At 40.9% G+C, this 15,878-nt stretch carries 15 protein-coding genes; 6 read left to right on the plus strand and 9 right to left on the minus strand.

Annotated elements, in window-relative coordinates:
• Nucleotides 1-8 precede the first annotated feature (8 nt).
• The 8 genes from HH214_RS11135 to HH214_RS11170 all read right to left on the minus strand — a co-directional run bounded on the left by HH214_RS11135 (nt 9) and on the right by HH214_RS11170 (nt 6,158).
• Nucleotides 9-494 carry a TlpA family protein disulfide reductase gene (locus HH214_RS11135; RefSeq protein ID WP_169607670.1) on the minus strand — a complete coding sequence of 162 codons (486 nt, stop codon included), beginning with the start codon at nt 492-494 and terminating at the stop codon, nt 9-11.
• An 8-nt stretch (nt 495-502) separates the two neighbouring features.
• Entirely contained in the window at nt 503-1,528 is a 1,026-nt protein-coding gene (locus tag HH214_RS11140) for a Gfo/Idh/MocA family oxidoreductase (RefSeq protein ID WP_169607672.1), read from the minus strand.
• Nucleotides 1,529-1,631: 103 nt separating this feature from the next.
• Nucleotides 1,632-3,110, minus strand: a complete 1,479-nt coding sequence (locus HH214_RS11145) for a tetratricopeptide repeat protein (RefSeq protein WP_169607674.1) — start codon at nt 3,108-3,110, stop codon at nt 1,632-1,634.
• Nucleotides 3,111-3,172: 62 nt separating this feature from the next.
• Nucleotides 3,173-3,916 (minus strand): zinc ribbon domain-containing protein, encoded by a 744-nt coding sequence (locus HH214_RS11150; protein WP_169607675.1) that lies wholly within the window; start codon nt 3,914-3,916, stop codon nt 3,173-3,175.
• Nucleotides 3,916-5,013, minus strand: coding sequence for a Nif3-like dinuclear metal center hexameric protein (locus tag HH214_RS11155; protein WP_169611123.1), 1,098 nt, complete (start codon nt 5,011-5,013; stop codon nt 3,916-3,918). Before HH214_RS11155 ends, HH214_RS11150 begins: the two co-directional genes overlap by 1 nt.
• A 16-nt stretch (nt 5,014-5,029) precedes the next feature.
• Nucleotides 5,030-5,257, minus strand: coding sequence for a DUF2905 domain-containing protein (locus tag HH214_RS11160; protein WP_169607677.1), 228 nt, complete (start codon nt 5,255-5,257; stop codon nt 5,030-5,032).
• A 4-nt stretch (nt 5,258-5,261) separates the two neighbouring features.
• The gene (locus tag HH214_RS11165; RefSeq protein ID WP_169607679.1) at nt 5,262-5,618 is read right to left on the minus strand and encodes a TM2 domain-containing protein; all 357 of its coding nucleotides are present in this window, start codon (nt 5,616-5,618) and stop codon (nt 5,262-5,264) included.
• Between the two features lie 132 nt (nt 5,619-5,750).
• Nucleotides 5,751-6,158, minus strand: a complete 408-nt coding sequence (locus HH214_RS11170) for a DUF4199 domain-containing protein (RefSeq protein ID WP_169607680.1) — start codon at nt 6,156-6,158, stop codon at nt 5,751-5,753.
• A gap of 239 nt (nt 6,159-6,397) precedes the next feature.
• Between HH214_RS11170 and mfd the strand changes: the two genes are divergently transcribed.
• The 5 genes from mfd (at nt 6,398) to HH214_RS11195 (ending at nt 13,876) form a co-directional block, all read left to right on the plus strand.
• Complete coding sequence (mfd, locus tag HH214_RS11175; RefSeq protein WP_169607682.1) at nt 6,398-9,748, plus strand: transcription-repair coupling factor; 3,351 nt, start codon at nt 6,398-6,400, stop codon at nt 9,746-9,748.
• Between the two features lie 53 nt (nt 9,749-9,801).
• Nucleotides 9,802-10,008, plus strand: coding sequence for a hypothetical protein (locus HH214_RS11180; protein WP_169607684.1), 207 nt, complete (start codon nt 9,802-9,804; stop codon nt 10,006-10,008).
• A 125-nt stretch (nt 10,009-10,133) separates the two neighbouring features.
• Nucleotides 10,134-10,325 carry a type II toxin-antitoxin system RelE/ParE family toxin gene (locus tag HH214_RS22110; RefSeq protein WP_248282078.1) on the plus strand — a complete coding sequence of 64 codons (192 nt, stop codon included), beginning with the start codon at nt 10,134-10,136 and terminating at the stop codon, nt 10,323-10,325.
• An 87-nt stretch (nt 10,326-10,412) separates the two neighbouring features.
• Complete coding sequence (darG, locus tag HH214_RS11190; protein WP_169607686.1) at nt 10,413-11,465, plus strand: type II toxin-antitoxin system antitoxin DNA ADP-ribosyl glycohydrolase DarG; 1,053 nt, start codon at nt 10,413-10,415, stop codon at nt 11,463-11,465.
• 440 nt (nt 11,466-11,905) lie between these two features.
• Nucleotides 11,906-13,876, plus strand: a complete 1,971-nt coding sequence (locus tag HH214_RS11195) for a hypothetical protein (protein WP_169607687.1) — start codon at nt 11,906-11,908, stop codon at nt 13,874-13,876.
• 132 nt (nt 13,877-14,008) lie between these two features.
• Here HH214_RS11195 and hpt read toward each other — a convergent pair whose 3' ends face one another.
• Complete coding sequence (gene hpt / locus HH214_RS11200) at nt 14,009-14,560, minus strand: hypoxanthine phosphoribosyltransferase (protein WP_169607689.1); 552 nt, start codon at nt 14,558-14,560, stop codon at nt 14,009-14,011.
• Between the two features lie 78 nt (nt 14,561-14,638).
• On the opposite strand from hpt, the gene HH214_RS11205 reads away from it, so the two are divergent.
• A complete protein-coding gene (locus tag HH214_RS11205; RefSeq protein WP_169607691.1) occupies nt 14,639-15,871 on the plus strand; it encodes a M16 family metallopeptidase in 1,233 nt (410 codons plus the stop codon).
• Nucleotides 15,872-15,878: the final 7 nt, after the last annotated feature.

Below are 15,878 nucleotides of genomic sequence, written 5' to 3' on the forward strand. Positions count from 1 at the left end.
TCAAAGTGTTAAGCTTTTTTAATAGTAGCTATCAGTTCATCTACTTTGGGCGCTTTTTCAAAGGCTTTTACCAGCTTGCCTTTGCTATTATACACGGCAATGTAGGGCGTGGTTTTAACCTGAAAGTAGCGTTGTACCTGGTAGGTATAGCCCTCGGTACCAACGGTTACATTCGGGTATCTTGATAAGCCAAAATCACGATAAAAGCCTTTGATCATGTTGTAGGGCGTAAAAGTAATCATGACGATTTGTGCTTTTTCCAGCTCTTTCATTTTAGGCTGCATTTCGTACATCATGCGCTGGCAATGGCTGCAATCCGGCGAAAAGTAAATTATTACAACCGGCATGTTCTTTTTCAGGTTGGCCTGAGTTACATATACGCTATCATTAGTTAAAATATGATAAGCTGGTATTTTTTGAATATTAGGTGGGTTTTGCGCACGGCTGCATCCGGCAGTAATAACCAGGGATAATATGAATAGTAGTTTTTTCATTTTCTTTATTAATTAGATTTAGCCTCTAGCAGTTCCAGTTGCCAGGCTATATGTTCGGCTGTTATAGGGTATAACGCACCATGTACCAATGTCTGATACACGGCTTCAAATAAATGCGTGTAGTTACCTACCATAGATGGTATAGCTTCAATTTGTGGCTGGTTGTTAAAATCCATCGTGGTAAGCTGCCCTTCGCAATTGGCTGGTTCCTGGCCGTAACCTGCATCAGTTGGCATCAGGCCAGCATCTAACTGGGCTTCTTGCGTATCGCAACGGTTTTTAATATAGCTGCCTGCCGTACCATGCACCACAAAGGCCGGTAAAGGTTGTGCGACCAGTAAGCTGGAGGTTAAATATACCGTAAGCTGGTGCGGATAGCTAAGCTGATAACTAAAGTAATCGGGCACGACCGAATGGTCGCGGTAAATGCCAGTAATTTTATGGCTGGCTACTGGTTTGCCAAACAAGCTAATGACCTGATCGAGCAGATGCGGGCCTAAATCATATACCAAACCATTAGCTGGTGTATTAGCTGTTTCTTTGAACGCTTTCGGGCTTAATACAGGCTTGTACCGGTCATACCTAAAATGTACTTCTATCAAGTTGCCTAACCGTCCGCTCTCAATTATTTCTTTTACCGACAGGAAATCACTGTCCCAACGGCGATTCTGGTAAATGAACACCTGACGGTCAAGCTGCTTAGCCAAATCAAACAGTTCCAGCACTTGGGCCAGGGTAGCCGTAGCAGGCTTTTCAATCAGCACGTGCTTGCCGGCTTGTAAAGCTTGTTTAGCCTGTTCATAGTGTAAAAAGCCAGGCGTGTTTACCACAACCAGTTCAATTTCCTGATCGTTCAGTAAATCTTCTACGCTGTTGTAGCTGATCATATCTGGGTATGTGCCCAATGCTTTCTTTTCATGGCGCTCTACCACTGCTTTCAACCGGAAACCCGGATGGGTATGCAAAAAAGGAGCATGGAATATACGGCCCGACATGCCATAAGCCAATAAACCGGTAACAACAGGTGCTGACATAATTACAATTATAAAAAATTATTCACTCTAAATCTGAACGCGGTATCGATATTTCAAAAGCCTTGCCAGTATTAAAAGAACAAGGTTATTCTACGGCAATGCTTTATCTTTTTAATCGTTTCAAACCTTCTTTGGCTCGTTGTTCAATATTGTTTTCCTGCTCATGATTTTTGAAGGCAATTGCCATGTTGTAGTAGCTGATAGCCCGGCTGCTGTCTTTGCGCTGTTCATAAATATTACCAGCCTTGAGGGCTGACATAGGCGCAAAGTAATAGCTGGTATTACGCCCTGTGCTGATAGCCTGCTGGTAGTTGCTCAAAGCGTTATCATCCTGCTGCAAGGCATCGTATATGCGGCCCAGTCGATAATAATATTCAGCCCGGTCATGTACAGAAGTATAGTTGCTGGCATCTTTAGCTTTAAGTAATGCCAGTGCCTTATCGTACAATCCGCCATCAAACCAAAGCCGTGCACGAAGCAGCGAGGTATTGTACAAAGGGCCGGCAATTTCTGTCAGTGCGCGTTTATCTTTTTCGTTGTAGGTATAACCTTTGTTTTTAGCCAACTGTGCAAATGCATTGTATCGTTTCACATCGCCGCTTAACAAGGCTTCCCAGCCCAAGTGCAGGTAGCTGTCTTTAATATAACTGACTCCTTTGTTGGTTTGCAGAAACTTATTAAAGTAATCAGTAGCTCCTTCATCCTGAATGTTCATTTTAGCTAATGCTGTTAAATAGTCCAGATATGGATAATCCTGATACTCGCTGCCTGCCGGACGTTTGGCAAAAAAGCCAATAGCCTCGGTACTGTGGCCTGTGCGTAGGGCAATGTAACCTTGTATGTAGCTTTTTAACAGGCTGCTGTTATCCATACGGCTGGTATATTGCAACATTTTGTGATAAGCTTGTGCATCATTCACCACATCAGCTTGCAGGTAGGTGGTGTAAAATACTGCTTCGTCATAATACATGGCATAGGCCGATTGCGGCAGTCGGGCGGTTACATTTTGCAACAAGTTAATACCGCCTTCCAGGCTGCCTTTGATACCAAAAATGTTGAGTATGCTTTTTAAAGCCCCATCGGGTAAAGCGCCTAAGGCTACGCTGACTACACCCAATGGAATATCATCCGGCAAAAAGGCAGGGAACTTTTTGCTGTTATCTTGTAGTAAATGGTAAGCTTTGTTGATAGCAAAGCCTGCAGTGGTGTTATCGCCAAAACGGCTGTTCAGCAAAGCCCATTGTAGCTGTACTTCGGCCAAAGCAAAATTGTAATAGGGTGAACTCTGGTTTTCATCTTCCAGCTTATCCAGCCGGGATGATTTATTGCCTTTCAGCCGGTCATAATCGGCTTTGCTTTCGGTGCTGAGCAAGTAAAAGTAATCGTAATAATTATCCAGCAAAATAGTAAAGCTGTTTTGTGGATGGGTAGCCTTTTCACGATCAATAAGCGCGCGGGCTGCTTTTAATTTAAAGCTCAGGATGTTTTTATAGGCTTGGGTACAGGTAGTATTCACATCAAAGCTGGCCCAGACTGGCCTGCTGATGAACAATAACGTAAAAAGTAGAAAAGATTTAAGCATGTACAAAAAAAGGCGCCTTATCAAGGCGCCTGTTATCATTCAATTTAAATTTATAAAGCTGATTATGCGTGCTCTACTTCGAGCGCCATTTGTTCATCAACCAAAATACGTCCGCAATGTTCGCAAACGATGATTTTTTTACGCTGACGGATATCAGCCTGACGCTGTGGCGGAATTTGGTTAAAGCAACCTGAACATGAATCACGTTGAATAGTAACTACAGCCAAGCCGTTTTTAGCATTATGGCGTAAGCGGGTGTAGGCAGTTAACAAACGCTCTTCAATGTTTTGCTTAGCTGTTTCAGCTTGCGTATTCAAGTCGTTTTCTTCTTTTTCAGTTTCGGCAGTAATGGTGCCTAACTCTGCTTTTTTAGCATCCAGATCGTTTTGGCGGCCTTCTAAATCGCCAGCAGCTTTGTCATAAATCTGGGTTTTAGAAGTGATTTCAAAACCATATTCTCTGATTTTTTTCTCACTTACTTGAATATCTAAACCCTGAATTTCTACTTCTTTCGAAATAGCTTCGTATTCACGGTTGTTTTTAACGTCATTCAATTGAGCTTCGTAACGTTTGATATTGGCTTGCGCTTCCTTAATCAGGTTTTTGCGGGTTACAATATCATCTTCTAAATCGTCCAGCTCATTTTTGATTTTTTGTATACGGGTTTCCAGACCAGCTACATCATCCTCCAGGTCGGCTACTTCCATAGGCAGCTCACCTCTTATCTGGCGTATTCTGTCAATTTTGGTGTGGATATTTTGTAGCTCATATAAAGCTTTCAGCTTTTGTTCTACGGTTTGTTCCATCAAATAAAATATTTTATGGGGTTTGTATTAATTTCTGTTAAACGGACCGCAAAGTTACTAAATTTTTTTTGTATTATTTCATACAATAAATGCTGCGTAAATTGCTCACTTTCAAAATGTCCGATGTCGGCAATTACTATTTTTCCTTCAGCATCAAAAAACTCGTGGTATTTGTAGTCAGCCGTTACAAAAACGTCGGCTCCGGCAGCTATAGCTTGTTTCAGTAAAAAGCCTCCCGATCCGCCGCAAACAGCTACTTTTTTTACAGGCTTGCCGGTTAGTTCAGTGTGCCTTACTACGCTGGCCTTCATACGGTCTTTCAAGTGCTGTAAAAAAGCTTTTTCATCAGCCCCTATTTCCAGTTCGCCAACCATGCCAGCGCCTACCTGCTGGTGCTGGTTGGTCAGCTGGTATAAATCATAGGCAACTTCCTCGTAAGGATGGTTCAGGAAAAGAGCCATCAATATTTTACTTTCCAGATGGGCCGGGTAAATGGTTTCAATGCGGGTTTCAGGCTCATGATGTTGCCGGCCGCGTTCGCCCACGTAGGGGTTCGTGTTTTCTTCGCCTTTAAAAGTTCCGGTACCATCAGCATTAAAGCTGCATTCGCTATAATTTCCAACCTGCCCGGCACCCGCTTTAAACAAAGCACTACGTACAGCTTGGGCATGGCTATGTGGCGCATAAGTAACCAGTTTTTTCAGGATGTTCTGCTTAGCTGATAAAATACGGCAGTTTTTTAAACCTAATGTTTGGCAAATGCGGGCATTTACACCATCCATCATGTTATCCAGATTGGTATGAATGGCATATAGCGCAATGTTATGCCGGATGGCTTTTTCAACCACGCGTTCTACATAAGTTTTGCCATTAAACTTTTTTAAACCTTTAAATACAATCGGGTGATGTGATATAATCACCTGGCAGCCTGTAGCAATAGCTTCGTCCACTACAGCCTCTGTGCAATCCAGCGAAATTAAACCTTGGGTAATTTCCTGATTGCCGTTGCCTACAATCAAACCTGAGTTATCGTAATCTTCCTGGTAAGCCAACGGTGCCAGGCTTTCCAGGTAAGCAGTGAGTTCAGCCAGTTTTATCATGGCGGCAAGTTACTTAGCGGCTTAGCCAGTTCCAAATACGGATAATGGCAAACAGCAATATATTCAGCAAAATCAGCGTAGTAAGCGGAAAGTAAAACCGGAAATTTTCTTTCTCAACATGAATATCGCCAGGCAAATGGCCTATCCAGTGCAGTTTATCGCCCAAAAAGTAAACGATTAAGCCTGCCAAAACAATAAGGCCTCCAATTACAATCAGCCATTTGCCCGTATCACTTGTCATATGGTTAAGGGGTCATTTTTGCAATCTGCAAACTTTCATACGCCATATCGCGGTTGTAATTGTTAGCCAAGCTTTTATGGTTGATTAAGTCGACAATAGTGCCAACTAGGCAAAAACCGCCGGTAAGTAAGTAGATTATACCCATTACAATTTGTCCCACTACAAAGCGTTGCACACCGGCAACAACCACAAACCCTAACAAGGTAAACAGCAAAATATCTTGCGGACTACGGCGCTTGCTACCGTAAATAGCCAGAAAGTTGCGATGCTGAGTTTCGGTTAATCCGGCAGTAGCTTGTTGCAGAAAATTAACCTCTTCGGGTGTAATGCCTGAAAATGCAGTGTAGTAATTAAAATCCATTGCTAATAAGTTTAAGCTGCTTAAAAGTAGGCATTTGTTAATTACCTCTTAAAATTAGTTAAAAAAATAAGCACCACTAAGTTAGTGGTGCTTATTTAAAAGATATAAAGCAGCAAAAGCTGCTACAAATGGTTAATCTACTTTTGAACCGCGGGTCATGAGCAGCAACGATACGGCCAGGGAAGAAAGTACGCCAATTAGCAATGCGCCAAACAGACGTCCAGAAAAATCACGTGCGTTATGTTGTACTTCTACATAGTTTGTGTAAATGATACCGCAAGCTACAGCAACAATACCAGCTATAAATAAAATTTTCAGACTTTGTACCAAAGCTTCTAAAAAGCCCATTTGACCGCCCAGCTGATGTTCACGGTAACTCCAAACACCTAAAAATAAGCCGATGATCGGAATAAGAATGGAAATGTATTCAATAGGGGCTACATTGTCGCCAAACATAGTATAGCCGGCCCAGCGCATAATAAACAGCCATAAGCCGCTCAAAATACCTATAATTAATCCGGAAGCTACTGCGTTTTTCATAGTAATATTAGTTAATGTGTTTAAGCTGATGTTTGTAATAGGTATAAAGGATTGTGAGAAATATTTGTTTGCTCCGTGTCAGATTTTGGTAGAAAACCTTGGCAGATCAGTGCCGTTAAGTGCCGGCAGGTAGGTAGATTAAAGTGTATGATTTATAAAGCTTTGCCAACCTTCTGCACTTCGTGCTCTTGACTTTTGACCGCACAAACAGGCACCTTTTTTGCTATCTTTGTACTGTTTTGAATATTCGTGATATACTAGAAAGATATAAGGTTGATGCGCGCGTGCTGGAATTGGCTCAGGCGCTGAATAAAGCCAAAAGCCCACGCATACAGCTGCGCGGACTGGTAGGGTCAAGTGATGCTGCTATTGCGGTAGCTTTGTATTTTTTACAACACAAACATCAACTTTTTGTACTGCCCGACCGTGAAGAAGCCAGCTATTTTCAGGCTGATTTAGAAAATTTGACTGGTAAGGAAGTCATGCTGTTTCCATCCAGCTACCGGAAGGCTTTTGAATTCACTCAGCCGGATAGCAGCAATGTGCTGGCTCGTGCTGAGGTACTAAACGAACTGAACCATGCTACCGAATATGGCCAGCTGATTGTAACCTATCCTGAAGCCTTGGCCGAAAAGGTAATAGACCGTTCGGCGCTGGAAAAGAATACGCTTGAAATTGCAGTTAACAACAAGCTTAGTATTGATTTTATCAACGAGTTTTTAATTGAGTATGATTTTGAACGGGTTGATTTTGTTTATGAACCGGGGCAGTTTTCTATTCGTGGTGGTATTGTAGATATTTTCTCTTTCTCGCACGATTTACCTTACCGCGTAGAGTTTTTCGGCGACTTTATTGAATCTATCCGCACGTTCGAGATTGAAAGCCAGTTATCGGCCGAGCAGGTAAAAAATGTAACCATCGTTCCAAACGTACAATCCAAGTTCCTGACCGAAAATAATATTTCGCTGCTGGAGTACATTGATAATGACACTCAGGTTTGGATTAAAGATGTGCAGTTCATGCTGGATATTATTCAAGATGGGCACAAAAAAGCTACCCAGCTATGGAAAGCTTTACCTGCTGAAGATAAAGCACAAAACCCGGATTGGATTGACCCTAAATTTGCCTTTACCGACGAAAAGATGATTGCCGATCAGTTGCATGATTTTCCTGTAATTGAGTTTGGTAAACAGTTTTTTTACCAGGATACGTACAATGTCAATTTTGATATACGGCCACAGCCGTCGTTTAATAAAGATTTTCAGTTACTCATTCACAATATCAAGAACAACGAAGTTGAGAAGATTGAGAACTTTATTTTTACGGATTCTACCAAGCAGGTAGAAAGGTTGTATGCTATTTTTGATGATCTGGATAAAACGGTAAAGTTCACGCCAGTGCATGTATCCATCCGCGAAGGGTTTGTTGACCGGCAGCAAAAAGTAGCTTGCTATACCGACCATCAGATATTTGATCGGTATTATAAATACAAGCTGCGCAAAGGTTACCAGCGTACCCAAGCCATCACCTTAAAAGAACTACGCGAGCTTAAGCCTGGTGACTATGTTACGCATATTGACCACGGCATTGGCAAATATGCCGGTTTAGAAAAGGTAGAGGTGAATGGTAAAATGCAGGAAATGATACGGCTGATTTATGCTGATAATGATTTGCTGTATGTAAACATTAACTCGCTTAACCGTATTTCTAAATTTAGCGGTAAAGAAGGTGCGGTACCCAAAATGAACAAATTAGGTACCGACACTTGGGAGCGCCTCAAGAAAACCACAAAAAAAAAAGTTAAAGACATTGCCCGCGATTTGATTAAGCTTTACGCATTGCGCAAAGCTCAGCATGGTAATGCTTTTTCACCCGATAGTTACTTGCAAACTGAGTTGGAAGCTTCGTTTATTTATGAGGACACGCCCGACCAGGAAAAAGCAACGAATGATTTCAAGCGCGACATGGAATTGCCACATCCAATGGACCGGTTGATTTGCGGTGACGTAGGGTTTGGTAAAACGGAGGTGGCTATTCGGGCTGCTTTTAAAGCCGTTGCCGATAGTAAGCAGGTAGCGGTATTAGTACCTACTACCATTTTAGCCGCTCAGCATTTTAAAACCTTTTCGGATAGGTTAAAAGGTTTTCCGTGCAATATTGATTACGTCAATCGTTTTAAATCGAGCAAGCAGATCAAGGATACTTTAACTAAACTGCAAGAAGGCAAGCTGGATATTGTAATTGGTACCCACCGCTTAGTCAGCAAAGATGTAAAGTTTAAAGATTTAGGCTTGATGATTATTGATGAGGAGCAAAAGTTTGGGGTAGCTACGAAAGAAAAATTGAAAGCTATGCGTGCTAATGTAGACACGCTAACGCTGACGGCTACGCCCATTCCACGTACGTTGCACTTCTCGTTAATGGGTGCACGCGATTTATCTATCATTTCTACCCCGCCGCCTAACCGCCAGCCGGTAGTTACCGAGCTGCACGTGTTTAACGATAAGCTAATTAAAGAATCCGTAGAGTTTGAGATTGACCGCGGCGGACAAATATTTTTCATTCATAACCGCGTAAATGATTTGGCTCAGTTAGGCGGCATGATCCGTAAGCTGGTACCTAAAGCTCGTATTGGTATTGCACATGGTCAGCTGGAAGGTGATGACTTGGAAGATGTAATGCTCAAGTTTGTAAACCACGAATATGATGTGTTGGTGGCTACTACCATTATTGAAGCCGGTTTGGATATTCCGAATGCCAATACCATCATCATTAACCATGCGCACATGTTTGGCTTGAGTGATTTGCACCAGATGCGTGGTCGTGTAGGTCGGAGCAATAAAAAGGCTTTCTGTTATTTACTGAGTCCGCCGCTATCTACCCTAACTACCGAAGCCCGTAAACGACTAAGTGCTATTGAAGAATTTTCAGACCTGGGTAGTGGTTTCAATGTAGCTATGCGCGATTTGGATATTCGCGGTAGCGGTAACCTGCTGGGTGCCGAGCAAAGCGGTTTTATTGCTGAAATCGGTTTTGAAATGTACCACAAGATATTGGATGAAGCCATACAGGAGCTGAAAGACGAAGAGTTTAAAGAGGTATTTCAGGATGAAAAACCTCGGCCATTTATCAGCTTTACGCAGATTGATACCGATATGGAAATCCTGATTCCGGATGCGTACGTAACCAACCTGACCGAACGTTACAATCTGTACACCGAATTATCGAAGCTGGAAAACGAAACGCAGTTGCAAGCTTTCGCCCAGCAACTTACCGACCGCTTTGGTCCTGTACCGCCACAAGTAAATGATTTGTTTAACACCATACGTTTGCAGTGGTTAGGCAAGGCTATAGGTTTTGAAAAAATATCTTTGAAAAAGAATGTGCTGCGTGGCTACTTTCTAACCAACCAGAACTCGCCTTACTTTGAAAGTGATGCCTTTAAAGAAGTATTGCGCTTTGTACAAACCAACCCTCGCCGGGTGAATTTAAAAGAAGTGAAAAATACCTTACGCATTAGTATAGAAGGTGTAACTAGCATTGACCAGGCCGTAGATTTGCTGAGTGAGATTGGATTGGTACCAGCATAGACTTTTAGAGTAGTTGATTGTAGTATCGTCAAAAATGTTAACTATATTGAGTTATGAAAGTGCTATTAGAAATACCTGATCATAAAGCTTCTTCACTAATGGAAGTGTTGCAGAGCATTTCCTATGTCAGGGCTAAGCCGCTTACTGAGGCGAAAGCTATATTGTTAGAAGAAATTAGAGAGGCAGTTGAAGAAATGCAATTGATTAAAGCCGGTAAAAAGCAAGCCCGGAATGCAGAAGACTTTTTAAATGAGCTATAGCGTAAAAACAATTGCTGTTTTTGAAAAGCAGACTAAAAGGCTTATAAAAAAGTATCCGTCATTAAAGTTTGATATACTAGCATTGGTGAATTTGTTAAAGGAAAACCCGGAGCAAGGAACATCGCTTGGTAAAAATTGCTAAGGTACGTTTGGCAATATCATCAAAAGGCAAAGGTAAGTCGGGCGGAGCAAGAGTAATTACAAATTTTGCAATAACGGATCATACTGTTTATCTACTATCTATATATGACAAAGCTGAAAAAGAAAGCTTATCTAATGAAGAATTAGCAGACTTATTAAAGTACCTACTTGATTAAGCTAATAAATCGGTTGAGCTTTGTTGTACATTAAGTGTACTTGCAAGTATTAATATATTAGCGCATATCATTTCAAACTAAACCTTCATGATTACTTATACACAAGGCAACCTTCTGGATGCTCAAGCAGAAGCGTTGGTAAATGCCGTGAATACCGTTGGCGTAATGGGCAAAGGTATTGCCTTACAGTTCCGGCATCAGTTTCCCGAAAATTACAAGGCCTATAAAGATGCAGTTGATCAAGGGGAGTTAACTACCGGTAAAGTTCAGGTGGTGCCTATTGCTGGCATGGGGAAGATTAAATACATTGTTAACTTTCCTACCAAGCAGCATTGGCGCAGCCCTTCAAAAATACTTTGGATAAAAGAAGGATTGGCTGATTTGTGTGCGCAAATTATTAATTACCATATTTCTTCTATAGCATTACCGGCGTTGGGCTGTGGCAACGGCGGGTTAGATTGGGCTGTTGTTAAGCCTATTATGGAACAGTATTTATCAAACCTGAATGCTGACATCATCATTTATGAACCAACTGCTTTTGTGCAGGAAACTGCCAAGAAGGAGACTAAGATGGCCACTCCTAAACTAGCACCAGCCAAGGCTATGTTTTTATGCCTGCTCTATCAATACCAAGAATCCGGCAAACCTGTAACCGAAGCTGTAGCTACCGCTTTGGGCTACTTTCTTCAACGCTTCGGTGAAACTCAGTTAAAATTCAAGTTTACTAAAGATGCTCAAAGCCTTCGTTCAAACGAAGTGAGCTTCCTGCTGTATTCTTTGAACGAAACGTATTTGGAAGGGTATGAACAAGTAGCCAATAATCCTGCTGCTAAGCTGGAGTTAAGGGCTTCTGCACAGCAAGAAGTTGAACAACAAATAAGTAATACTTTACTTGCTGAAGAAAAGCAAAGGCTACATCAGGTTACAGCTTTGATACAACCGGTGAAAACTAATGAAGGCTTGCTATTGCTTGCGTTGGTTGATTACTTGATGAACACAGAGAATATTTCTGACGAAGCGGCTTTGTATGAGAAGCTGCAATCAGGTAGAAGTTTACCTATAGAGCACGTGAGAGCGGCAGTCAAATACTTATCCAAAATAAAGCCGGGTATTCTTGATCGTCAAACAGCAAGTATCTAATATATTGTATGTGTCTTCATCACCAACTTATCTCAATAAGTTTGTTAGTAGAAGTATATTGGAGTCAAAAAAATATTTCACTGTGAATGCATAGTTAATGGCGGAAGTGGCTCATGTTTGTTTTACAGGGTTATAGTATGAGTCAATATTTTTAAAAAAATTGATTCTAACTGATCTTTACTTTTTTTCCTAATTTATGTTGTTAAAGCATAATGTTACCAGACTGAGATCAACTGTTTAATAATATGTCGTCTTATTTTCTTTGTTAAATTGTATTAATAAAGAAATATTTTATTATTTAAATAATTGATAGTCAATAATTTAAATAATTTAGTAAAGAAATTATGTATTTAATTAAAGATTAATCTTGATTTTACTAAAATTGTTAGTATGTTTGATATGTGAACTCACATCATTAATCAAATTAATAACAATTTTTTATGGTAACATTAACATCAATTGCTAACCTGAGAGGTTATCAGGTTACTTCAGAGCCCGTGTTTGTTCAAGGCTATGCTACCGCTGCTGATGGTGGCGAAGGGGTATTTTATTGGGATGCTAACTCTTCAATAAATGATAATGGAGGAACTGTCATCCAAGTTAATTCATTTAACGGCAATGGTCGTTGGCGAAGATTATACAGTGGTAATATAAATGTACGCTGGTTTGGTGCATTTGGTACTGGACAAAATGGTCCGGTTACTGATGATATTGATGCTTTTGAAAGAGCAACATTGTGGATGGCACAAACCGGAGGCGTTTTGTTTATACCAGCAGGCTGGTACACGTTTTCCAGAACCTGGAACCTGCGGCCTGGTACTTATGTAGGTGAAACCGGAACAATACTGTTTAGCAGTGATAATTTTTGCCAGGCAGTTTTGGGCGGTAATTACAACAGCGCACCCAATAATTGCTATAATACCGCTACTGATGATTGCTACAAGCTAGCCGTTGTATCTACCGATAACGATTACATTAATGACGGGCAGGGATGGCCTGTTTATAAATTTAGTGACATCAGTATTCACTGTCGGGAGCAGCAGGTAAACAATGTGATTGGTTTACATATCGGAGCCTGTCGTGATTCAGTGTTCAAGAACTTAGGAATAACTGATTGCCATGGTGTAGCAGGTTTACTGGTAAAACCTCTGCATCCCAATAGTATGGATGTGGAAAATCTTAAACTGGAAAACATTTGGACCGTAAATACCACAGGTATGTTAATTGCTGCTCATACCAAACCGAGCGGCAGAGGCAGTATCACAGACATGGAAATTTATGATTGTCAAATTACCACGGTAGAAACTGCAGATACCAGTGGTAATGATAGTTCTATTGGTCCGGTAGCACTGCGTATAGAAGCCGATCAGAACAACACAGTATTTGGTATTAAAGCACAACGTGTGTTTTTACATGCTAAAAACAACACTCCGTTAGTTTTAGATAATAAAGGAGGTTTAATAAGTGCTTGTACCTTTACTGACTTTACTTTTGAACAGCAAGGCTTAGGCTTCAACGGATATGCTGCTCCTGGCATTTCTCCAATTGCTGGTTTAATAGCCAGAGGCGTAACTAACAGTCGCTTTAAAGATATTGATCGTGAAATTATGGTTGGACACGGCTTACAATTAGAAAGTGTAACCAACTGTGAATTTGATGGATTTGTATTTAAAAATAAAGCCACCGACCCAACTGCCCGTAACTTCGACAATAAGTTTTTGAGGATTGATAAGTACTGCGAAAACTTAGTATTTAGAAATATTACCTTTAGTGAAGCCATTGAAGAAGATTTTTCTGCTGATGCAGATGGCTATTCAAGAAACAGGTATGCTGTTTCGGCTTATAGCTTTTATGGTGACGATCCGGCAAGTAATGCAAAAATTGTCGACAAAGGCTATAACACCACCTTTGATACGCCATATGTACAAACCAGAACCTTTGCATTAAACAATAAAGGCAAGTTACTTTCAGTAAATGGGAATGGGCAGTTAAATAATTATGCTCCTGATTCTTCTATCATCTGCTCCATCAATAATGCTGGTAATTTGGTTTTACAATTTCCAACTACACCTTACGATTGGGATTACCGGTTTTTTACCATTCCGTTAGAGGCTAATTTTAACGTAAAAAGGGCAGGTTTACGACTTCGGTATAAAGTGCAACAAGCCGATGGTAACAGCCACATTTTTACCGAAGTGTATGGCCAACGTAAGGATTTTCCGGCAGTAGCTGAAAATGTTTTTCGCGAGTATGCCTATATCGCTAAAGGAAATCCATCTAACCCTACTTACGCAATTGGTGTCTTTGGGGTAAGATCTATACCTACCATTATAGAAATTGAAGATTTCACCATTGCTGCAAATGCGTTACCCTACGCGCCAAATCTAGTTAAAACACAAGCCGTGCTTTAACTTATTTTACAACAAACAATTCCTATAAGAACATGGCGCACCTGATTGATGCGCCATGTTTGTTTTACTGGCAAAAGTTAAACAACAAAGAAGTATAATCAATATTAATGTCTTTTAAATTATTTTGATATGCTACATCGTCGGGTCTCCACTACTCACCAACCTGTAAATTGCTTTCAAGTTTCGGCCAAGTTCTTTATAATCTAATCCATAACCTACCACAAATTCGTTTTCAATTTCAAAGCCTACATAATGCAGTTCTTCAATAGAGAGCTCTAGTTTGCCGGGTTTGAGCAGTAGGGAGCATACGCTGATGGAAGCCGGATTGTACTGTTTCAGTTTAGCCAGCAGATAGTTTATGGTATTGCCGGTATCTACAATATCTTCAATAATTACTATATGCCGACCGCTGATATCAAAGCTTAAATCTATATCCTCACGTATTTTGTGGCTGGTGTTGGTGCTGCCAAAGTATGAAGCCACTTTGGTAAACGTTACCTCGCAAGGGATTGTAATTTGCTTAATTAAATCGGCTACGAATAGAAAGCTGCCGGTTAGCACACCAATAAAGATGGGGGTTTTGCCTTCGTAATCTGCATTCAGTTCCTCACTAAGTAGGTTGATGCGTTTGGCGATGGTTTCCTCATCTATCAATGGCTCAAAAGTTAGATCGGCAATTCTCATATACAAATATGCAGAATAGCTGTACAATACGGCAACATTATCCCCAATAATTAACCCTATCTTTGTAACCGCTCTTATATGACAGATTACCAGGTTCACACCTTCAACAACGGCATTCGTTTGCTGTATAAACACGCTGCTTCCAGCATTACACATACTTGTTTCCTGATTAATGCCGGTGCACGCGATGAGCCTGCACAACAGGAAGGTTTGGCGCATTTCATTGAACATTTACTATTCAAGCAAACCGAACGCCGCAATACCAACCAAATATTAAACCGCCTGGAACTGGTAGGTGCCGATTTGAATGCTTATACTACTAAAGAATATACCTGTATACATGCCTCACTGCTGAAACAGCATCTGGAACGTACGCTCGATTTGTTTGAAGACCTGATATTTCATTCCACCTTCCCGGAAGAAGAATTAGATAAGGAGCGTAGCGTCATACTGGATGAAATTGCTTCTTACCAGGATCAGCCGGAAGAAGCTATTCAGGATGATTTTGAGGGAATACTGTTTAAAGGTCATACTTTAGGAAACAATATTTTAGGCACCGAGCAATCCGTACAGCAACTCAGTCGCGAAAATATCCGGCAGTTTATGGCGGATACTTATAATACGCATGAGATGGTGTTTGCGATAATTGGCGATTATGATTTTGGTAAGCTGATTAAATTAACTGAAAAATATTTGGGAAATATTCAGCCCAATACCGCAGTTAAGCAGCGCCAGCAACCTACTAAACCAGCAGGGCAATTTATTAAAACAGCTAAGCCCATTTCACAACTGCATTGCATGCTGGGCGGATTGGCTTATCCATCATCGCACCCCTACAAAAGTGGTTTGCTGCTGGTTAATAATTTGCTGGGAGGCTTAGGCATGAGCAGTCGGCTTAATTTGGAAATTCGTGAAAAGTATGGGATTGCATACACCATTGAATCAGGTTACACGCCATTAACCGATACCGGTATGTTTTCGGTTTACTTTGGTACGGATGTAGAAAAAGCCGACAAAGCTTTACGCTTAGTACATAAAGAACTGAAAAAGCTACGTGATAACAAGCTAGGTGCTTTGCAATTGCATCAGGCCAAGCAAAAGTTTATAGGCCAGATTGCCTTGGCGGAAGAAAACCGGCTAAGCCTGATTATATCAATGGCTAAAAGCCTGATTGATTTCAACTGCATTGACACCTTACAACAGGTGTTCGATAAGATTAATGCCGTTACTGCCGAAGAAGTGCTGGAAATTAGTAACCAAATTTTTGATGAACGTCAATTATCTACCTTGATTTTTGAACCTAAGGAGTAGTTTAAAG

The organism is Mucilaginibacter robiniae (assembly GCF_012849215.1).
In the GTDB taxonomy this organism is placed as follows: domain Bacteria; phylum Bacteroidota; class Bacteroidia; order Sphingobacteriales; family Sphingobacteriaceae; genus Mucilaginibacter; species Mucilaginibacter robiniae.